Here is a 20,883-nt window from a genome sequence, read left to right on the forward strand (position 1 = left end):
GGACCTTGGAGCCTTCAGGCCGAGATCGAGGGGTTGACCGGCCTTCAAGGCGACATCCGAGGGGGACATGCGAGACGGGTGCGGCGCGAGGGGCGCTGCGCCCGTCTTTCGCTTTTTCGGCAGCCGCCGCTGTCCGCACCACGGCTCTTTCGCCCGTCATGCCGCCATCATCCGGGCCGAAATCTTTCGCAAATCGGCCGGTTTCATCGACAAGGCGCGGGGGAAAACCGGCACGCCGGTGTGGACAGGCGGGATGGAGCCTGATCAACTTGCTGAACTACGGGTCGCAGATGCGACTCCAGCCGGCGTGGAGACGAGCCCTTGGACGCAGTGATCGATTTCCTGAACACCATTTTCTGGGGCTATGTCCTGATCTACGGCCTGCTCGGGGTCGGCATCTATTTCACCGTCCGCCTCGGCTTCATCCAGTTCCGCCATTTCTTCGAGTTCTTCCGGGTGGTGAAGGGCAGCCGCTCGTCCGACAAGGCTGGCATCTCCCCGCTCCAGGCCCTCACCGTCTCGCTCGCGAGCCGCGTCGGCACCGGCAATCTCGCCGGCGTCGCGGTGGCGCTCTCGCTGGGCGGCCCCGGCGCGATCTTCTGGATGTGGATGGTCGCGCTCGTCGGCATGGCGACGGCCTATGCCGAATCGACCCTCGCCCAGCTCTACAAGATCCGCAACGAAGACGGGGACTATCGCGGCGGCCCGGCCTTCTATATCGCCCGTGGTCTCGGCGCGCCTTGGGCCGGCGCGCTCTTCTCGCTCGCCCTGATCCTCTCCTTCGGCCTCATCTTCAACGCGGTCCAGGCCAATTCCATTGCCGGCGCCGTCGAACAGGCCTTCGGCTTCGACCGGCTCTGGGTCGGGATCGCGGTGGCGGTTCTCGCCGGCATCATCGTCTTTGGTGGCATCCGGTCCATCGCGCGGGTGGCGGAAGTCGTCGTGCCCTTCATGGCCGTCGCCTATCTCATCGTCGCCCTCTATGTCCTCGTCGTCCACATCACGGAAGTTCCGGCCATGCTGGCGCTGATCGTGCGAAGCGCCTTCGGCTTCGAAGAGGTGACCGGGGGCGTGGCGGCCGGCCTGCTGGCGGCCATGCTGAACGGCGTCAAGCGCGGCCTCTTCTCCAACGAGGCCGGCATGGGTTCGGCGCCGAACATCGCGGCGGTCGCGACACCGGACCCGCATCACCCCTCCAGCCAGGGTCTCGTCCAGGGTCTCGGCGTCTTCATCGACACGCTGCTCATCTGTACGGCGACCGCGCTGATGATCCTTCTGTCGGGTGTTTATACGCCGGGCCAAGAGGTGGACGGCATCACGCTGACCCAATCGGCGTTGACGGCCCATATCGGCAGCTTCGGCGGCACCTTCGTCGCGATTGCGATCTTCTTCTTCGCCTTCACCTCGATCATCGGCAATCTCTCTTATGCCGAAAACGCCATGACCTTCCTCGGCGCGGGCGGGAAGGTCGGCATGACCTTCATCCGCCTCTTCGCGCTCGCCATGGTTCTGTGGGGCTCGCTCCAGTCCGTCGCCACCGTCTTCAACACGGCCGACGCCTCCATGGGCCTGATGGCGACGATCAATTTGATCGCGATCCTGGCTCTCTCAGGAACCGTCGTGAAGCTCACCAAGGACTATTTCGCCCAAAAGCGGACCGGTCTCGAGCCGACCTTCGACAACGATCTCTATCCCGAGCTCAAAGGCAAGATCGACGGCACGATCTGGACCATGCATGGGGATGTGGGCCCGCGCCGATAGGCTCCAAGGTTCCGTTTTCCAATCAAAAGCCCCGGGCGGCCGAAAGCTGCCCGGGGCCTTTTTGTTTTCGAAAGTCGTGCGGCGATATCGAAGTGCGGCTGGCCTCAAACCACCTGAAAGCCATGGGCAAACGGATCGCGATCGTCGATGAAGATGGTGTTCAGGCCGGTGAGCCGCGCCCAGCCGGCGACCGAGGGCACGATGGCGGGCCGGCCGGCGATCTCGACCGCCTTCTCGACCCGGCCCTTGAACAAGGAGCCGATGATGCTCTCATGGACGAAGTTGTCGCCGGGCTTCAATCTGCCCTTGGCCGCCCACTGCGCCATGCGGGCCGAGGTGCCGGTGCCGCAAGGCGAGCGATCGATCGCTTTGTCGCCATAGAAGACGGCGTTGCGGGCATGGGCGCCCTCCGCGCGCGGCTCGCCGGTCCACAGGATATGGCTGAGCCCCTTGATCTCAGGATGGAGGGGATGAACGAATTCGCTTTGCGCATTCAGCGCGGTGCGCAGAGAGGCGGACATTTCGACAAGCTGTGAGGCGCTGTAATCGGCGATGTCGCGGAAATTCTCCTGGGGATCCACGATCGCATAGAAATTGCCGCCATAGGCGACGTCGACGGTGAGGCGCCCCAGTGTCGGATGATCGACCTCAATCGCCTCGGCATGGAGATAGGCCGGCACATTGGTGAGGCGCACTTCCTCGATGAAGCCCCCCTCCTCGCGATATTCGATCGCGACCGGTCCGGCGGGCGTATCGAGCATCAGCCGGCCCGGCGTCTTCGGCCGCACCAATCCATGTTCCAGCGCCATGGTCACTGTGCCGATCGTCCCGTGGCCGCACATGGGCAGGCAGCCGGACGTCTCGATATAGAGGACGGCGATGTCGCAATCGTCCCGCGTCGGCGGATAGAGGATCGAGCCGGACATCATGTCGTGACCGCGCGGCTCGAACATCAAGCCGGTGCGAATCCAGTCGAATTCGGCGAGGAAATGGGCCCGGCGCTCCAGCATGGTGGCACCGTTCAAGAGCGGGCCGCCGCCGGCGACAAGCCGCACCGGATTGCCGCATGTGTGCCCATCGAGACAGAAAAAGGCGTGGCGCGCCATGGGAACAGTCCCTCTCAGGAAGACTTAGAAAAGCGCCCCGGCCGAAAGGGCGAAACGTCGATGGCCGGCTCGCGGCCCGTCAGGAGATCGGCGACGAGGCGTCCGGTGCCGGCCGATTGGGTCAGCCCCAAATGCCCGTGGCCGAAGGCATAGACGATGTCACGCGAGGCCCGCGAGCGGCCGATGACGGGCAGCGAGTCGGGCATAGAGGGGCGAAACCCCATCCATTCCGTGCCGCCCTCGTCCGACAGGCCGGGCAGGAAGGCCTTGGCTTTTTTCAGCATGGCCTTGGAGCGCGCGAAATTGGGCGCGAGATCAAGCCCGGCAAATTCCACCGCCCCGCCGATCCGCACAGCTCCATCCGCAAGGGGCGAGGCGACGAAGCCATGGCCGCCGAAATAGAGCTGGCGCTTCAGGTCGACATTCGGCCTGGGCAGCGTCGTGTTGTAGCCGCGCTCGGTGTCGAGCGGCAGCGAATCGCCGAGACTGGCGGCAAGCGGCTTCGACCATGCGCCCCCCGCGATGACGAGCGCGGATGCAGCGAGCCTCTCGCCGCCGGCGAGAATGACGGTGGCGCCGCCCTCGCCTTGCCGCGCCTCGATCCGGGCGACCTCACCTTTGCGGACCGATACGCCCTCGCCCGCCAGCCATTGGGCCAGGGCTGCGGTCAATTCGTAAGGGTTCTGGACCTGCCGGCCCTTTTCGAAAAGCATGCCATGGGTGAAGCGGGGGTTGAGACCCGGCTGCGCCTCGGCGAGTTCGGCACCCGTCAAAGGTCGCCCCTCGAAGCCGGCCTGGCCGCGCAAGGTCCATTCGTGCTGGGCGGCGCGGAAAGCCGCCTCGCTTTCGAAGAGATCGAGCGCCCCGACGCGTTTGACGAAAACCGACAGGCCCGTTTCGGCCAAGGCCGCATCCATCTCCATTTCGGCGAGGCGCATCAAGTGGCTCTGCGCTGCCAGCGCCGCGTCATAGGAGGTCTTCCCGGCGGAGCGGAAGAAACGGAAGAGCCAGGGCGCGATCTTCAAGGCATAGGCCGGGCGCACCGAAAGGGGCCCGAGCGGATCGAAGAGCCATTTCGGTGCCTGTTTCAGACTGTCCATCGACGCGAGAGGGAGGACTTCGGGAAAGGCGAGGACCCCGGCATTGCCGAAGCTCGCCCCATGTCCGGGCTCGCCGCGTTCGAGAACCGTCACGTTGCGACCGTCCTTGAGAAGCGCCCGCGCCACCATCAGACCGACGATCCCTGCGCCGATCACGATCGTCTCGGCGCCCTCTCCTGCCGCCATGTCCAGATCCCGTCCCTGTTCGATCCGTTGCCGCCGATGCGTCAAGCATCGGCGTCTCAACACTTCTTTTGGACGAGCGTCTTGGCGAAGTCGAGACGGGGGCAAGGGCCGGCTATCGATGTTCGAACGGAAAGAGACGGGACAACCTCCCGGCCGCCCCGTCCCTCGTTCAATCGCGCTCTGTCGCCTGTCGCTTCGCGGAACCAGTCATATCAGCAGCCCAAGATGCTGACGCAGCGAGCCGCCGAAAGGTTCAATCGCCACGCGGGCTGACTTGAACGGCTGCCGGTCAAAACCGGCGGCGAATCGGATCAGGCGGGCCGGGGCTCCGTCTTCGCCAGGTGACGGTCATCGGACCCTCGGCGTGTGGGAAGCGAGAAATCCGGCTTCCAGATTTCCAGGACGAGCATCAAGAAGGGGACGACGAAGATGAAATAGACGCGGTCATCGGGCAGCGGGAAGGTCACGAACTTGCCCATGAAATTCAGGATGAGCGCCGTCAAAACCATCACCTGGGGCCGCGTGCCGACCCGCCCCTTCACGGCCAGATAGGCCCAAGCGAGAAGGAGAACGCCCATGATCATCGGCCAGTTGTTGTAGCGCAGGGCGACCGAGATGCCCCGAATGATGCCCTTCAGATAGATGAGCGGATCGAAGGGCGGCGAGAAGCCGCGCATGTCGTTCTGCAATTCGATGATCGAGAAGTAGAAATGCGGCCACCAGCCGGGATGGTTCGCGGCCGCCGTGATCGGGCTGTAGAGCAGGATCGCGGCGACAAAGGTCAGGAAATAGGGCAACCGGTCGCGGCCAAAGGCGAGCGCGGCAAGCAGCAGGGCGAAAAGAAAGATGATGCCGTCCGGGCGCACCAGATACATGGCGAGAAGGAACGGAACTGCGCTCCAGGCCTTGCCACGCGAGGCGAGATACATGCCCGGAATGGCAAAAGCGGCCATCATCATGTCGGGCGTCGCAAGCAGCGCCATGTCGAAATAGCCGGCGAGCACGATGGTCGGTGTCGCAAAGAGCAGCCCTTGCGCGAAGTCGCGCCGAACAGCCCAGTAGAAGAGCGCAAGGCCGACGAAGAGCGTGGAGACCGAGGCTATGATCGCGGTCGCCATCACCGGCGATACCCAGTGATCGAGGAGCCGGATCGTCTCGGTATAGGCCACCTTCACCCGGTACATGGTCAGCTGGGAGAAGAAGTGGTCGGGATTGGCGAATTGATCGATATTGTAGGGATTGCCACGGGTCAGCTCGTAGCGCTGGCCATCGCCGACACCTTCGAGCGTCGCGTCCCATGCCGCCTTGTGAAGGGCCTCTGGGTCCGAAATCCGGTCTTCGAAGGACACCGCGATATAGGGCGCCATGTCCCAATTGTGTTCGGGGCGGATGAGACCCGTGACGACGGAGGCCAGCACGACCAGCGCGAAGGCGGCGACGGAGACCCCGGTCAGGACACGGCGCGTGAGGAGACGGCGGCCCTCTTCGACCAGTCGGCGCAGCGGCAGGGCGTCCACCGGGCTCTGATAAACCAGACTCATCGCGTGTCCTCGGCTTCGAACATGGCTCGGCGGCTTGCCGCCCGTTTCTCTCAGGTGGTGCTCCCGCCGAACGGCTTTCGGCCGGCGGAAGCAGGTATCATAAGCCTTGCTCAGCCCATCTGGGACTGAACGAAGCCCTTCACGATCGAGACGATGCCCCTGGAGAGAAGGTCGTCGAGCGCGTCGCAGAACGTGTCCACATGGGTCTCGTCGCAGATCAGCGGCGGCTCCAGGCGGATGACGTTGCGGTTGTACTCGGTGAAGGCGACGAGGACGTCGTAGTCGCGCAGGAGCGCCGCGCCGATGAAGCCCGAGAGCGAGCCCTTCAGCTTGTCGTCGAGCATCGCCACCATCGGGCGAAGGGCGAAAGGCAGGGTCTTGGAGAAGTCCTGGAACTCCAGGCCGATCATCAGGCCTTGCCCGCGCACATCCTTGATGATCTGCGGATATTTCGCCTGGATCGCCTTCAGCCGCTCGAGAAGATAGGCGCCGGTCTCGGCCGAGTTACCGATCAGGTCTTCGTCGTAAAGGACGTTCAGCCCCTCGATCGCGGTGACGCAGGCTTCGCCGATACCGCCGAAGGTCGCCTGGGCGTGGATCATGGCCGTCTTCGGGTTGCCATAGGCCTTCATATAGACGTCGCGCTTGGCGATCATCGCGCCCACGGCCGCCTTGCCGGCGCCGAGAGACTTGGCGAGCGCGGTCACGTCGGGGACGACGCCGTGATGCTCGAAGGCGTAGAACTTGCCGGTCCGGCCATAGCCGCACTGCACCTCGTCGGCGACCCAGAGCACATTGTGCTTGTCGCAGAGCGCGCGCACGCCCTGCCAATATTCGGTCGGCGCGGTGATGATGCCGCCGCCGCCCTGCACCGTTTCGAGAACCACGACCCCGATGTCGCTATCGTTCTCGATGACGCGCTTCAGGGCTTCCAGATCGCCATGGGGCACCTTGTAGGTGTTGCCGACGAGCTTGAATTCGCCCTGATAGAGAGGCGAATCGGTGATCGAAAGGACGCCCTTGGACTTGCCGTGGAAGGAGTTTTCGGCATGGACGATCTTGCAGTTCTTGCGGCCCGAAGCCCGCTCGGCCACCTTGATCGCCGCTTCCATGGCTTCCGAGCCGGTCGAGCCCAAAAACACCATGTCGAGTTCGCCGGGTGAGCAGGCGGCGATGTTCCTGGCGAGCGCCGAGGCATATTGCGACAGGAAGGCGATGGCGATCTCATGCCGGTTCTCGTCGGCGAAACGCTGACGGGCGGCGATGACGCGCGGATGGTTGTGGCCATGGGCGAGCGAGCCGAAACCGCCGAAGAAATCGAGGATCTTCCGGCCGTTCTGGTCGATGTAATACATGCCCTCGGCGCGTTCGACCTTCACCTTGTGAAAGCCGAGCAGTTTCATGAAATGAAACTGGCCGGGATTGATGTGGTCCTTGAAGAGGTCCGCCATCGTCTTGACGTCGAGGGCTTTGGCCTCCTCGACGCTCAAGAGGTCGGGTTTCACCGGGCCGCGACGCGTCGCATCCAGAGCCGGCGCTTCGATCGTGGGTCTGTCGAGCATGGGTTGAAGGCTCCTTATTCGGCCGGCTGGATCGAGGCAGCGCTCGGCGCCGGCTTGCCGGTGAGCTTGGCGCGATATTCGCTATAGGCAGCGATCAGCATGTCGCCGTCATTGTATTGGGGCACCCAGCCGAGCTGTTCCCGGCCCTTGGTGACGTCGAGGACGCACTCCTCGTCGGCGATGAGATACTGTTCCGGATCCATCAGGGGCATGTTCAGAAGATCGAGGAAGTCCAGCGTGCGCTTGACTGCCCAGCCCGGCGTCGGAACGAGGATCGACTTTGAATCGGCGTGACGGATGAGGTCGCCGAGAAGCTTTCTGACCGGCGGCGGGTTGAGCGAGCCGAGATTGTAAGCTTCGTTCGGCACGCCCGCCTTCCAGGCGAGATAGGCGGCCTCTGCGCTGTCGAAGACCGAGATGAACTGATAGGGGTTCTTGCCTGAGCCGATCATCGGAACGGGAAGATTGCGGTCGACGAGCTTGAACAGCTTTTCCAGGATGCCGAGACGGCCCGGGCCGATGATGAGGCGCGGCCGGAACAGCGAGATGTTCATGCCCTTCTTGCGCCATTCGGTCGCCAGAACCTCGGTGTCGAGCTTGGACTGGCCGTATTCGCCGAGCGGGGCGACCGGATGCTCCTCGGTCATCGGATAGGTGACCGTGTGGCCGTAGATCATGTCGGTGGTGAAGTGGACGAGGTTCTTCGCCCCGGCCTTGTCCATCGCCTCGATGATATTGACCGTGCCGTGATAGTTCACCGGATAGAAGAAGTCGTGGCGCTTGGCCTTGACCTGGATCGGCGAGAGCATCTTGGCCGACAGATTGTAGACCATGTCGTCTGCCGCGATCGGCACGGCCCGAACGCTGGCTGGATCGGTGACATCGCAATGACAATGCGTCGCGCCGGGATAGAAGGCTTTCTGATTGTCCTTGGCGATATCGGCGACGATCACCGTTTCGCCGTCGGCGAGAAGTTTCTTGGCGAGATGACGGCCGACGAAGCCGTCGCCGCCGAACAGGATGTGTTTCATCGGGAAACCTCGTGAGCGGAAGATGCGGATACCGGGAGCGCGTCGGCGAGCTTCTCCTCACCGGCGATGGACGAGCCACCCTGTGCGATGAAGAAGGTGCCGACGCAGATCAGCGCGATGCCGCCGATGCGATAGGCGTTGAGGTCTTCGTGGAAGATGAAGAAGGCGAAGACCGCGACCGCCACATAAGCAAGCGACAGGAAGGGATAGGCGAAGGACAATTCGACCTTGGACAGGACGAAGAGATGCGAGGCCATCGAGATCACGAAGGTGCAGAGCCCCAGAAACACGAAAGGGCTGAAGACGATCTGCAGGATCTTGATGAGCGGATTGACGCCCGCAAAGGTCAAGGGACCCAATTGCATCATGCCATATTTCAGCATGACCTGTGCTGCGGCGTTGGTGAACACCGTGAACAATATGAAGGGTATGTACTTTGCCATCGCGCTCCGCTCTCGCCTGTCGACGGCAACTCTTCTCATCTTTCGAAGGGCCGGCGTCCCGAGGAACGCAGACCGGAAAGTCGGAGAGTTGCTCTTTACCTCGTTGATCCTGCTTTCCTCTTGGAACACCGGTTGTCGGGCTTGATGTCCGAAGGGCAGGATTTTCTGATAAGTCTGTCTACCAAACCAACTCTCTAAAGGCGTTAAAGAGCGGGTATTTCGCTGTTCACGAGCGTGGCATCTGCCTTGAGGGTAAATGCCGGGTTTTGACTTGAATTGTACTTTTTTGCTTTCGAAACCATCGCCGGGTCCTCGGCGAGAGCCATCACGACCGTGCGACGCCAGAAGTTCGATAGAAGCGCCGGATCGCGAAACGCTTCGAGCTCGCGCCAGCGCGGAAAACTCATCGCGAAGGTCTGCGGGGCGGCGCGGGCATGTTTGTAAGGATTGATCGCCCCGCCCGCCTCGATCGTGATGCGATCGAGTTCGGCGAGGAGCTTCAAGGTCTTCTCCCCGCGATGAGGAAAATCGAGTGTCAGCGTGTAGCCGGGTCTCGGAAAGCTGGTGAGGCCAGGGCTCGCCAAAGCGCCGAAGCGTTTCAGGACGGTCAGGAACGAGCCCTGCTTATAGGTCCGGGCGGCATCCAGAAGCGCCCGCACGCCGTCGGCGCCCGCTTCTTCCGGCAACACGCATTGGTGCTGGCAGAGACCGCGCGGACCATAGAGCCGGTTCCAGCGCCCGATCCGGTCGAGCGGGAAGAAGAAGCCGTCGAAGGGAACGGTCCGCTCGCTCGTGCCGGGCCTCGCCTTGCGATAATAGAGCTCGTTGAAGGCCTTCAGACCCGGTCCGATCAGGGGGCTGACCGGCGGCGTCAGGGGAACCGTAGCTAGAGCCGGCCGTGCCGAACCCGCTCGCTCCCCGCTTTTCTCGTGATCGCCCGCAATGAGATGGCCGCGCCCGAAGCTCTTGCCGGTTGCGAGGGAATCGATCCAGGCGACGGCATATTCGTGCCGCTTGTCGGTCTCTGCTGCGAGCTCGAAATAGTCCTCCAGACGGTCGAAGCGGGTCGTCACCTCCCTGATCTGGGTGCTCGGCACGCGCATCAAGCGGATGGTCGCCTCGCGGATGACGCCGGTGAGCCCGAAGCCGGAGATCGTCGCGGCGAAGAGATCGGCGTTCCCGCGCGGAGAGCAGACCAGACGCCCCCGATCGGAGCGCTCCAGAACCAGCCGCTCCACATGACAGCCGAAACTGCCCCGCCGGTGATGGTTCTTGCCGTGAATATCGTTGGCGATCGCCCCGCCCAGCGTGACGAAGCGCGTGCCGGGCAAAACCGCGGGAAACCAGCCGAGGGGTGCGGCAAAAGCGATGATGTCAGAGAGGCGGATACCGGCCTCGGCCGTCAAAAGCCCGGTTTCGCCATCGAAGGCGAGGATGCGGTTGCGATGGCGTCCGTCGATCATGGCGCCGCCCGACAGAAGGCAGGAGTCGCCATAGCTGCGGCCATCGCCATAGGGGAGCGCAGGTGTCGTCAGGCGCGAGAAATCGAGGGTCTCGAGGGGGACGGCGACGGCGTTCTTCGCCGCTTCGCCGCCCCAGGCGGTGAAGGTCTCAGACATAGGCGGCCGTCAGGAACATCAGACCGCCGAGCGCGATCATCATCTGGCTGCGCCAGTCCTGGAGGATGAATACCACCGGGTCCTCATGCATCTCGTTGCGGCGGGCGAGGATCCAGATTCGCACGATGATGTAGAGGATCAGCGGGCAGAGCGGCCAGACGAGATAGGGCACCTGATATTGGGCCGCGACCTCCGGGCTGTTGATATAGAGCGCAAGGACGAGCACGGCGGCAAAGCCTGAGGCCATGCCGGCCTGGCCGATGGTCTCCAAATCGGCGTCCACATAGCCGCGCCCCGTCTTTTCCCGGCCCGCGCCGCCGCCGAAATCCTGGAGCTCGGTGAAACGCTTCACGAGGGCGAGCGACAGGAAGAAGAAGACCGAGAAGGCGAGCAGCCAGAAGGACGAGCCGATGCCCGTCGCCTCCGCGCCGGCAAGGATCCGCGTCGTATAGAGCCCCGCCAGCGTCAGGACGTCGATCAGGAGCATGCGTTTGAGGAAGAAGGAATAGGCTGTCGTCGCGATCATGTAGATGCCGAGGATCGCGGCATATTGGAAGGGCAGGACGAATGCGATGCCCCAGGAGATCGCCAGAAGCCCTATCGCCATCTTGAGACCCGTCGGAATGGCCAGGCGCCCGGAAGCGAAGGGCCGGTTGCGCTTGGTGCGATGGCGACGGTCGGCGGCGAGATCGAGAAGATCGTTGAAGATATAGACTGCAGAAGCCGCCGCCGAGAAGCTGATGAAAGCCAGGATCGCCGCGAAGAGAATGCCGAAATGCAGGAAGTCGTGGGCGAGGACGACCGGCACGAAGACCAGGACGTTCTTCATCCATTGATGCGGGCGCATCGCCTTGATCGCGGCCTTCAGACGGCCGGGCTCATGGTCGATCCGGTTGGAGCCGGTGCGGCCGTGCCAGCGATGGGCCGCCCTGTCCGGGGCGACGACCGTCGCCTCCGCCGCATGTTCCAGAAGACAGATGTCCTCATGGGAATTGCCGTAATAGTCATAGCCCTCGTCGCCGCAAGCGGCGCGGATCCGCTCCAGCTTGCGTTCGGCGGTCAGATTGACCGTGTCGTCGGAGGCCATGACCTCGTCGAAGAGGCCCAGATGATCGGCGACTGCATGCGCGAGCCTTTCATTCGCCCCGGTCGCCAGAACGATGCGACGGCCGGCCGCCTTCAGGGCGCGCAATTCGTTCAAGACGCTTTCGCGATAAGGCAGAAGCGCGGGATCGAAATCGATGGCCTCGGCAAGTTCGGCCTTCAGCCTGGCCTTGCCTGCCAGAATCCAGCCCGGCACCTTTCGCAGAAGGGCTGGGTCGCCGCGTGCGGTCAGGAAAAGCGATTCCCAAAGAAGGTCGGTATGGATCAGCGTCCCGTCGAGATCGACAAAGACCGTCCGCTCGGTTTGCGGAACCCTCGCATCCATCGTCCTGGCCTCCTGTGCGTCCCTTGAGCACCCGATTTCGGGCTACCCGTTAGAGATGCGCCAGAGGCATTTCTCGACGGTGAAGACGCACGGACCACCTGACGATTCCCGTCGATTTCCCTTTGGTTCGGTTAATCAACACTTCTTCGCCTTGGTAGGCGAAACCTTTCAGACCTTCGCGCCCGCTTTGCGGCTTCCATGCGGCGTGAATCCAACCGGCCAAGGTGGCCCGGCCAAGCTTTTTCGGGAAGCGAAGGCAAACCATCGAGAGACGGTGAACGCCTGACGTCAATCGCCGAGGGCGACACCCTCCCGGCGAGGATCGGCTCCGCCGAGAAGTCCCTCGTCGGTTCGGCGGATCACATGCAGCCCGGAATTCAGATCGGTCTCACTGACCTCGTAGCCGAGCGCCGTCAGCGGTGCGGCAAGATCGGTCGCCGCCGTTCCGGCCTCCACATCGAAGGTCCCGAAGCGGTTGACGAGATGGGGCATCGCGACGGCTTGTTGCGGGTCCATGTCCCAGTCGAGCATGGCGATCAGCGCTTGCGCCACATAGCCGATGATCCGGCTTCCGCCCGGCGAGCCGACGACGATGTCCGGCCGTCCCTCGCGCATGACGATGGTCGGCGCCATGGAGGAGCGCGGCCGCTTTCCCGGCGCGACCGCATTGGCGATCGGATAGCCCTTCTCGTCATGGGTCTCGAAGGAAAAATCGGTCAGCTCGTTGTTGAGAAGAAAACCGCCGACCATCAGGCGCGAGCCGAAGCCGTTTTCGATCGTCGTCGTCAAGGACACCGCATTGCCGGCTTCGTCGAGGATCGAGACATGGCTCGTCGAAGGGAATTCGATCGCGGTATCGTCGCCCCTCAATTCCGCATGATCCCAGGGCGGCGATCCCGGGGCGACCTTCTCATCGGCGAGCTTGCCCTCGCCGTCGAGAAGCGTTGCGCGATCGCGTAGATAGTTCTCGTCGACGAGACCACGCGTCGGCATGGCGACGAAGTCCGAATCGGCCATGTAGCGGCCGCGATCGGCAAAGGCGAGGCGCGAGGCATCGCCGATGAGCCGCCAGCTCTCAGGGCTCATGGGCCCGAGACCGGCAAGATCGTAGGGCGCGAGCATGCCGAGGATCTGGCCGACGGTCAGCGCGCCGGAGGATGGCGGCCCCATGCCGCAGACCTCATGGGCGCGATAGGTCACGCAGACCGGCTCGCGCTCGACGATGCGATAATTGGCAAGGTCGCTCGCCGACAAAAGGCCAGGATTGCCCGGCGCCTTGCGCACGGTGTCGACAATCGCTTGAGCGATCTCGCCCTCATAGAAGGCGTCCGCGCCGTCGGCCGCGATCGCTTCCAGCGTCTTTGCATAGGCCGGATTTTTCAGCCGTTCTCCCAGCTGAAGCGGCGAGCCGTCCTCATGAAAGAAATAGGCCCTCGTCGCATCGAAGCGCGACAGCCGCTCCTGATCCTCGGCAATGAGGCCGGCAAGGCGCGGCGTGACTTCGAAGCCGTTTCTTGCGAGATCGATCGCGGGCTGCAGCACCCTTTTCCAATCGAGCGCGCCATAGCGGGCATGGGTTTCGGCCATCAGCTTGACCGTGCCGGGCGTACCCACAGACCGCCCGCCGACCACGGCATCATAGAAGGCGAGCGGATCGCCGGCCTCATCGAGGAACAGCGTCGGAGTCGCTTCGGCCGGCGCCGTCTCCCGCCCGTCGAATGTGGTGAGTTCGCCGGCCTCGGCATCGAAATAGACCAGGAAGGCGCCGCCCCCGACCCCCGAGGATTGCGGCTCGACGAGGCCAAGCACGAATTGCACGGCGACCATCGCATCGATGGCGTTGCCGCCCTCGCGCAGCATGGAAAGGCCGGCTTCGACGGCCAGCGGATGGGCCGCGGCGACCATGAAGTTGTCCGCCTTGGTCGCCGCGCGAGGCACCGATGCGCTGTCTTCGGGCATCGAGACGCCGGTCTCCGGCTGAACAGCGTCGCTGCGGGCTTCCTGCGCGAAAGCCAGCGAGGGCCCGATCGGCGCCGCGTCCCCGAAAGCGAGAAGGGTGGCGGCCCAAAGCCCCGTGACGAGGCACAAGCGACGGGACATCGGATCATCCTTCTTGAATGGCAGAAACGATCGCGACAGTCGGCTCTCGCTCCAAAGCCGTCAAGCGCCGATCACCGGCGATATAGGACCAAAGGCCAAAACCGAGAGGGCCGATCAGGCTTCGCGTTGACGTGAAAGGGCGAAGTCCACTCTTCCCTTTTTCCGCAAATCTCGAATAGGGTCCGGCCCGCGATCCTCGCGCCCATCTGCGAGACGATCGACAAGTGGAGGATTTCAATCGTGTATCGACGTCTGTTGAGCTTTGCCGTCGCGCTTCTCATCCTACCTGCCGTGGCGCTCGCCCATGGCCCCACGCGCCAGAAGACCGCCGAAAGCATCGTCATCGACGCCCCGCCCGCCAAGGTCTGGGCGGTCCTCGGCAATTTCGCCGACATGTCCTGGCATCCGCGCGTCGCCATGACCGACGCCCCGAAGGGCAACGAAAAGGGGTCCGTGCGCACGCTCGGTTACAAGACCGGCGGATTGATGGAAGAGGAATTGTCGCGGATCGATCCCGACAAGATGCGTCTGTCGACCTTTATCGGCCATACCAATATCGATGTGATCCCGGCGACGAACTATTCGTCCAATATTGCCGTGAAGCCCGTCGATGGCGGCGCCAAGTCGGAAGTGTCCTGGAGCGCCGCCTTCTATCGGGGCTATCCGAACAACGATCCGCCGGCCGAACTCAACGACGAGGCCGCCGTGAAGGGCGTCAACGCTTATATCATGGAAGGTCTCGAGGGCCTGAAACAGGCTGTCGAAGCAGGATCGTGATGTCCCCGAGGAAGACGGCGCGCCGGCTCGTCTTCGCATTCGCCTTGGCGGGCCCCGCCATGGCGGGGCCGAGCCTCGCCTCGGCCGGTGAAACGGCTTTCGTCACCAATCAGGAGGACGAGACCGTTTCGATCGTCGATCTTGACACCATGACGGTGACCAAGACGATCGACATGCCCGGCAAGCCCGCCGGCATCGCGGCACTGCGACAGGGTTCGCGCGCCTTCGTTTCGCGCCCCGAGGCCAAATCGATCGGCATTCTGGACACGAAGACCGAGACGATGATTGGCGAGATCGAGGTCGGCGGCGGTCCGCTCGGTATCGCGGTCCACCCTTCCGGCTCCCCCGTCTATGTGGCGGATTGGTATTCCCATTCGCTTCTGATCGTCGATCCGCAAGCCGGAACGGTCACCGGCCGGTTCGAAACGGGCGAGTCGCCCTCCGGCGTCGCGGTCTTCGACGATGGCGACCGGCTGGTAACCGCCGACCGGGACTCCAACCAGATCTCCATTTTCGAGGCTGGTACCGGCAAGGTGTTGGCCCGGGTGAAGGTCGGCGAGAGGCCTTTCGGCGTCACGATCTCGCCCGATCAGAGGCGCATCTACGCGGTCAATGTGGGAAGCGACGACGTGACCGTCGTCGATGCCAAGACCTATGAGACGATCGCCAGCGTTCCCGTCGGCTCGCATCCTTATGCGGCGGCAGAGGCCAATGGCCGGGTCTTCGTCACCGATCAGTATGCCGCCACCCTGTCGGTCTTCGACGCCGCGAGCTTCGAGCCCATCGAGACGATCGACATCGGCGAATATCCCGAGGGCATCGAGGCGAGCGGCGATGGCCGTTTCGTCTATGTGGCGAACTGGTTCGACAACACCCTTGCCAAGGTGGACACGGACAGTCTTGAAATCGTTCAGACACTCGATGTGGGCAACGGCCCTCGCGCCTTCGGCCAGTTCATCGTCGACCGGCCGCAGTGAGCCCACGGCGGCGCCGACCGGCACGGACGGCCGCATCCGCCCATGGGCCCTTTGGAGGAAGATAGGATATGCACAGGATCATCGCATCGAAGGCTCTCGCCGTCCTGGCAGCGCTCGCTTTCGCTTCGCCGGCCCTCGCGCAACAAGCGGCCCCGTCGACGGAGCCGAGCGCGGCGGCCACCGCCCAACCAGGCTCGACGCTTGTCGGGGGTGCGGGGGCGAGCCCCGTTCTGCCGGGCATGACGGCGACAGCGGCGACCGCCGACTATCCGACCGTGACGGCGGCCGATTACGTCTTCGGCTGCATGGCGTCCAACGGGCAGACGCGCGTCGCCCTGGAGCGCTGCTCCTGCTCCTTCGACGTCGTCGCCTCGCTGATCTCCTATGACCGCTATGTGGAGGCCTCGACCTTCCTCTCCATGGGCCAGGTGACGGGCGAAAAAGGCGTGTTGTTCAAGACGAGCGCCGAATCGAAGGCGGCCATCGGCGACCTGCGCAGAGCTCAGGCCGAGGCCGAGATTCGCTGTTTTGAATAGGGGTCCTGTCGGCGGGGGAGCCTCGGATCAGAGGCCGCAGTCGATGACCCGGCTTTCGGTGACGATCGCTGCAAGCCTCCGGTCATGGAGCTCGGTCGGCACGCAATCAGCCTCCTGGGCATCGAAGGCAATGCCGATCAGGCGCGGGGATATGCCCTTCTCTTCAAGCCGCTCAATGGCCCGGTCGTAATAGCCGCGCCCATAGCCGAGCCGGCGACCTGCCGTGTCGAAAGCGGCGAGCGGAACCAGCATCAGCCGAGGGTCGAGAACCGCCGCTTCCGATCCGGGCGCATAGGTGCCGAAGCCCTGGGGCTCGAGCGGCGCATCAGGGCGCAGTTCGCGGAATTGAAGCTCGCCTTCAACGATCGCCGGCACGCAGAGCCGCGCGCCCTTCTGGCCGAGCGCCGCCATCAGCGGGCGGATGTCGACCTCGGAGCGGATGGGCAGGAAGCCGGAGACGACGGTGCCGGGATCGACGGACCCAAGAAACGCCTGCGCCCGATCACCTAGCATGAGCGAAGCCTCGATGCGCCACGCCTCGTCCAGCCCGTCCCGCCGCGCAAGCACCTGTCGGCGCAACTGCTGCTTGGCCGATGCGATATCGTCCTTCCCCGTACCGTCACCCATGCCGACCTCTCCATCCCTATGACGAAGCCGGGTCTATCGCTGAAATGTTGATAAGAAAACAGACATGAAGGAGGGCGACCGCGCATCCGCATCGCCTTGTGGTCATAGGATTCATGATCGGGGAAAACGGCGAGCCACCCGGCCGATGGTCGAAGTCGATCCCGGGAACCTACAAAGTAGGTGGGCGCCGTGTATCCAGGCCCACGAGCCCGGACAGGGACAGCTCCCTAGGAATGACTAAGGCCCCGAGGAAATGTTACGCCTGTCGCACCGCGCAGCCCGCCTGAGGCAGATATAGGCGAGAGGGCTTGGCGGCGAAAGGGCTTGACGGTCGCTTTTCTTTGCATGGCAAACACCCCACATCCGGCGCGAGAGATCGGCGGTTTCACGCCGGCCGGTCGAAGCATAAGGACTTATTTCATGAACGAGACGCACAAGCCCGACCAGATGTATGGCACGACCATTGTAACGGTCCGCAAGGGCGGCAAGGTGGTGGTTGCCGGCGATGGGCAGGTCTCCCTCGGCAATACGGTGATGAAGGGCAATGCCCGCAAGGTCCGCCGGATCGGCAAGAACGGCCAAGTGATCGCCGGCTTTGCCGGGGCGACAGCCGATGCCTTCACGCTTCTGGAGCGGCTGGAGGCCAAGCTCGAACAATATCCCGACCAGTTGATGCGGGCGGCCGTCGAACTTGCCAAGGATTGGCGCACCGACCGCTATCTGCGCCGGCTGGAGGCGATGATGATCGTCGCCGACAAGCAGATCACCCTGACGCTGACGGGCAATGGCGACGTCCTGGAGCCCGAGGACGGCGTCATCGCCATTGGCTCGGGCGGCAACTACGCTCTGGCTGCCGCAAGAGCCCTCGCCGACACCGACCTTTCAGCCGAGGACGTGGCGCGCAAGGCCATGAAGATCGCCGCCGACATCTGCATCTACACCAATGACAACGTCATCCTCGAAGCGATCGACGAGTAAGATCAACACGCTGTGGGTCTTGGCCGGCGGAAGGTGAGGATCAGCGCGCGTGGCGCTTGAGCCGCGCGCGAACCCCGTCTCCGCCCAATTCGCCCGTCTCCAGCCCTTGCGAAGGTTTCAGGACGTCTCTGCGCCTTGAAGCCAACCCAAGGGCAGGCGGAAAGGAGGAGCATGGAGCCAGCAGCCTGCTTCAAACACCCTGCCAGCTCGCACGAAAAAGCCCGGGAGGCGAACCTCCCGGGCTTTTCATCGTCTAAGACTGTCGGATAATCGATCAGGCGCTCTTCTTGCGCTGCTCGTCGTCGTCGACCTCTTCATAGTCGGCATCGACGACGTCGTCATTGGCCGAAGAGGAGGACTTGGCGGCATCGGCCGCGGCGTCCGTCTCGGCCTGCTCGTTCTGAGCCGCCTCATACATGGCCTGGCCGAGCTTCATCGAGGCCTGGGCGAGCGTGTCGCTCTTGGCCTTGATCGTCTCGGCGTCGGCATCTTCCTTGGCAAGCTCAGCCTTCAGATCGTCGATCGCCGTGCGGATCGCGTTGCGGTCGTCCTCGGTGACCTTGTCGCCATAGTCTTCGAGGCTCTTTTCGGCCGAATGGACGAGGCTCTCGGCCTGGTTCTTGGCTTCGACAGCCGCGCGACGCTTCTTGTCGGCATCCGCATTGGCCTCGGCGTCCTTGACCATCTGCTCGATATCGGCATCCGACAGACCACCAGAAGCCTGGATCGTGATCCGCTGCTCCTTGTTGGTGCCCTTGTCCTTGGCCGAGACGTTGACGATGCCATTGGCGTCGATGTCGAAGGTCACTTCGATCTGCGGCACGCCGCGCGGTGCTGGCGGGATGCCCTCGAGGTTGAACCGGCCGAGCGACTTGTTGTCGGCCGCCATCTCGCGCTCGCCCTGATAGACCTGGATCGTCACGGCGTTCTGATTGTCCTCGGCGGTCGAGAAGACCTGGGACTTCTTGGTCGGGATCGTCGTGTTGCGGTCGATGAGACGGGTGAAAACGCCGCCCAGCGTCTCGATGCCGAGCGAAAGCGGGGTCACGTCGAGAAGGAGGACGTCCTTCACGTCGCCCTGCAGAACGCCGGCCTGGATCGCCGCGCCCATGGCGACCACCTCGTCCGGGTTCACGCCCTTATGGGGCTCCTTGCCGAAGAAGGTCTTCACCGTCTCCTGGACCTTGGGCATGCGCGTCATGCCGCCGACGAGCACGACCTCGTCGACCTCGCTCGCCGACATGCCGGCATCCTTCAAGGCCGCCTTCATCGGGCCGACCGTGCGCTGAACGAGATCGTCGACGAGGCTCTCGAACTTGGAGCGCGTCAGCTTCATGGTCAGGTGCTTGGGGCCGGACTGATCGGCGGTGATGAAGGGCAGGTTGATCTCGGTCTGCGAAGCGGAGGACAGCTCGATCTTGGCCTTTTCAGCCGCCTCCTTGAGGCGCTGAAGGGCGAGCTTATCGTTCTTCAGATCGATGCCCTGATCCTTCTTGAACTCGTTCGCCAGATAGTCGACGAGCCGCATGTCGAAGTCTTCGCCGCCGAGGAAGGTGTCGCCATTGGTCGACTTCACCTCGAAGACGCCATCGCCGATCTCCAGGATCGAGACGTCGAAGGTGCCGCCGCCAAGATCGTAGACGGCGATCGTCTTGCCCTCGGTCTTGTCGAGACCATAGGCGAGCGCGGCCGCGGTCGGCTCGTTGATGATGCGCAGGACTTCGAGACCGGCGATCTTGCCGGCATCCTTGGTCGCCTGACGCTGGGCGTCGTTGAAGTAGGCCGGAACGGTGATGACGGCCTTCTCGACCTTCTCGCCGAGATAGGATTCGGCGGTTTCCTTCATCTTCTGAAGGATCATCGCCGAGATCTGCGAGGGCGAATATTTTTCGCCATCGGCCTCGACCCAGGCATCGCCATTGTCGGCCTTGACGATCTTATAGGGAACGAGATCCTTGTCCTTGGCGACGGTCGGATCCTCATAGCGCCGACCGATCAGGCGCTTGACGGCAAACATCGTGTCGGTCGGATTGGTCACTGCCTGGCGCTTGGCCGGCTGGCCGACGAGGCGCTCGCCATCGTCGGTGAAGGCCACCATGGACGGCGTCGTGCGCGCGCCCTCGGCGTTCTCGATCACCTTGGAATTCTTGCCGTCCATGACGGCGACGCAGGAATTGGTCGTTCCGAGGTCGATACCGATTACCTTCGCCATAGTCGTCACTCTCCTTTTCAAGCGAGCCGTCCGGTGACCCTCGTGGAGGCGTTCCGGTGGACGGCCCCTAAACTACTCTCTGGAATCTGTTCGCTTGGCCGGGCGGAGCATTGCTGCCCGGCCCGTGGCGCTGGCGGCTATATATGAACGGGTCCGAAGGCGTGCAAGGCGCGATCCTCGCGCTTTGGTGATTAGTGCGACAGGCTTGGCTCAAGCTTCTGGTGGGGCGGCCATCGACAGGCCCGGCACTTGCTCCACTTCAGGGATCGACGGCGTCCCGCCGCATCTTCCGATGAGGAGACTTTCCATGGACATCATGCGAAACGGCTCGCGCCCCTCGGTCAAGGCGCCGGCCGATTATTTCACCGGCGCCGTGCGCCAGGATCCGCTCTTTACCGGCGAGGCTCCGGCGCGGGCGAGCGCGGTCTCGGTCACCTTCGAGCCCGGTGCTCGAACGAACTGGCACACCCACCCTTTGGGCCAGACCCTTCTCATCACGTCGGGCCTCGGCTGGGTCCAGCGCGAGGGCGGGCCGATCGAGGAGGTGCGGCCCGGCGACGTCGTCGCCTTCGCGCCGAACGAGCGTCATTGGCATGGCGCGACAGCCACCACCGCCCTCACCCATATCGCGATCCACGAGCGCGACGAGACCGGGCACGTCACCTGGATGGAGCCGGTGACGGACGAGCAGTATCGCAAGGGGTGATACCGGCCGGGAAGCGATCAGGCGTGCCCCAGACGATCGGACGTCATTCCGCAAAGACCACACCGGTCGTCATCCTCGGCCCGTCAGGGCCGGGGACCCTGTGTGTTTGGGATAGTGTAGAGTGAGTGCGGGAAGGAGACCGACGGGACCCTGATCGCCCACGGGTAGATCGTGGCATGGCTCGATCCCTTC

The 20,883-nt window shown here is 63.6% G+C and carries 17 protein-coding genes and 1 other RNA gene; 6 read left to right on the forward strand and 12 right to left on the reverse strand.

Annotated features, from left to right (window positions below; all coding sequences use genetic code 11):
* The first annotated feature begins 321 nt into the window (after window positions 1–321).
* Complete coding sequence (locus tag B9A15_RS11740; protein ID WP_084410269.1) at window positions 322–1,761, forward strand: alanine/glycine:cation symporter family protein; 1,440 nt, start codon at window positions 322–324, stop codon at window positions 1,759–1,761.
* A gap of 104 nt (window positions 1,762–1,865) precedes the next feature.
* Here the strand turns inward: B9A15_RS11740 and B9A15_RS11745 are convergent, their stop codons facing one another.
* The 9 genes from B9A15_RS11745 to ggt all read right to left on the reverse strand — a co-directional run bounded on the left by B9A15_RS11745 (window position 1,866) and on the right by ggt (window position 13,878).
* Window positions 1,866–2,867 carry a 4-hydroxyproline epimerase gene (locus B9A15_RS11745; RefSeq protein WP_084410270.1) on the reverse strand — a complete coding sequence of 334 codons (1,002 nt, stop codon included), beginning with the start codon at window positions 2,865–2,867 and terminating at the stop codon, window positions 1,866–1,868.
* A gap of 14 nt (window positions 2,868–2,881) precedes the next feature.
* Window positions 2,882–4,153: an NAD(P)/FAD-dependent oxidoreductase gene (locus B9A15_RS11750; protein ID WP_084410271.1), complete on the reverse strand. Its 1,272-nt coding sequence runs from the start codon at window positions 4,151–4,153 to the stop codon at window positions 2,882–2,884.
* Between the two features lie 311 nt (window positions 4,154–4,464).
* Window positions 4,465–5,694 carry a hypothetical protein gene (locus B9A15_RS11755; protein WP_084410272.1) on the reverse strand — a complete coding sequence of 410 codons (1,230 nt, stop codon included), beginning with the start codon at window positions 5,692–5,694 and terminating at the stop codon, window positions 4,465–4,467.
* A gap of 110 nt (window positions 5,695–5,804) precedes the next feature.
* Entirely contained in the window at window positions 5,805–7,256 is a 1,452-nt protein-coding gene (locus B9A15_RS11760; RefSeq protein WP_084410273.1) for an aspartate aminotransferase family protein, read from the reverse strand.
* A 14-nt stretch (window positions 7,257–7,270) separates the two neighbouring features.
* Window positions 7,271–8,287, reverse strand: coding sequence for an NAD-dependent epimerase/dehydratase family protein (locus B9A15_RS11765; protein WP_084410274.1), 1,017 nt, complete (start codon window positions 8,285–8,287; stop codon window positions 7,271–7,273).
* Window positions 8,284–8,730, reverse strand: coding sequence for a DMT family transporter (locus B9A15_RS11770; RefSeq protein ID WP_084410275.1), 447 nt, complete (start codon window positions 8,728–8,730; stop codon window positions 8,284–8,286). The genes B9A15_RS11765 and B9A15_RS11770 overlap by 4 nt, the downstream gene beginning before the upstream one ends.
* A gap of 203 nt (window positions 8,731–8,933) precedes the next feature.
* Complete coding sequence (locus B9A15_RS11775; protein ID WP_084410276.1) at window positions 8,934–10,349, reverse strand: FAD-binding oxidoreductase; 1,416 nt, start codon at window positions 10,347–10,349, stop codon at window positions 8,934–8,936.
* Window positions 10,342–11,778, reverse strand: a complete 1,437-nt coding sequence (locus B9A15_RS11780) for a UbiA family prenyltransferase (RefSeq protein WP_084410277.1) — start codon at window positions 11,776–11,778, stop codon at window positions 10,342–10,344. The genes B9A15_RS11775 and B9A15_RS11780 overlap by 8 nt, the downstream gene beginning before the upstream one ends.
* Window positions 11,779–12,066: 288 nt before the next feature.
* Window positions 12,067–13,878: a gamma-glutamyltransferase gene (gene ggt, locus B9A15_RS11790; protein ID WP_084410279.1), complete on the reverse strand. Its 1,812-nt coding sequence runs from the start codon at window positions 13,876–13,878 to the stop codon at window positions 12,067–12,069.
* Window positions 13,879–14,109: 231 nt separating this feature from the next.
* Between ggt and B9A15_RS11795 the strand changes: the two genes are divergently transcribed.
* From B9A15_RS11795 to B9A15_RS11805, 3 genes are all read left to right on the forward strand, one after another.
* On the forward strand, window positions 14,110–14,655 hold the full coding sequence (locus B9A15_RS11795; RefSeq protein WP_084410280.1) for an SRPBCC family protein: 546 nt from the start codon (window positions 14,110–14,112) through the stop codon (window positions 14,653–14,655).
* Window positions 14,655–15,632 carry a beta-propeller fold lactonase family protein gene (locus B9A15_RS11800; protein ID WP_084410281.1) on the forward strand — a complete coding sequence of 326 codons (978 nt, stop codon included), beginning with the start codon at window positions 14,655–14,657 and terminating at the stop codon, window positions 15,630–15,632. Before B9A15_RS11795 ends, B9A15_RS11800 begins: the two co-directional genes overlap by 1 nt.
* A gap of 239 nt (window positions 15,633–15,871) precedes the next feature.
* Window positions 15,872–16,168, forward strand: coding sequence for a hypothetical protein (locus B9A15_RS11805; RefSeq protein ID WP_084410299.1), 297 nt, complete (start codon window positions 15,872–15,874; stop codon window positions 16,166–16,168).
* A gap of 27 nt (window positions 16,169–16,195) precedes the next feature.
* On the opposite strand, the gene B9A15_RS11810 is transcribed toward B9A15_RS11805, so the two are convergent.
* Together B9A15_RS11810 and ssrS are read right to left on the reverse strand one after the other, a co-directional pair.
* Entirely contained in the window at window positions 16,196–16,795 is a 600-nt protein-coding gene (locus B9A15_RS11810) for a 5-formyltetrahydrofolate cyclo-ligase (protein ID WP_084410282.1), read from the reverse strand.
* A 127-nt stretch (window positions 16,796–16,922) separates the two neighbouring features.
* Window positions 16,923–17,079: non-coding RNA, 6S RNA (gene ssrS / locus B9A15_RS11815), on the reverse strand.
* A 136-nt stretch (window positions 17,080–17,215) separates the two neighbouring features.
* Between ssrS and hslV the strand changes: the two genes are divergently transcribed.
* The gene (gene hslV / locus B9A15_RS11820; protein ID WP_084410300.1) at window positions 17,216–17,773 is read left to right on the forward strand and encodes an ATP-dependent protease subunit HslV; all 558 of its coding nucleotides are present in this window, start codon (window positions 17,216–17,218) and stop codon (window positions 17,771–17,773) included.
* A gap of 274 nt (window positions 17,774–18,047) precedes the next feature.
* Here the strand turns inward: hslV and dnaK are convergent, their stop codons facing one another.
* A complete protein-coding gene (gene dnaK / locus B9A15_RS11825) occupies window positions 18,048–19,985 on the reverse strand; it encodes a molecular chaperone DnaK (protein WP_084410283.1) in 1,938 nt (645 codons plus the stop codon).
* Window positions 19,986–20,292: 307 nt separating this feature from the next.
* Here dnaK and B9A15_RS11830 point away from each other — a divergent pair, with 307 nt between their 5' ends.
* Window positions 20,293–20,691, forward strand: coding sequence for a (R)-mandelonitrile lyase (locus B9A15_RS11830; protein ID WP_084410284.1), 399 nt, complete (start codon window positions 20,293–20,295; stop codon window positions 20,689–20,691).
* The last annotated feature ends 192 nt before the right edge of the window (window positions 20,692–20,883 follow it).

Origin of the sequence: Fulvimarina manganoxydans, assembly GCF_900176465.1 — a bacterium.
In the GTDB taxonomy this organism is placed as follows: Bacteria; Pseudomonadota; Alphaproteobacteria; order Rhizobiales; family Rhizobiaceae; genus Fulvimarina; species Fulvimarina manganoxydans.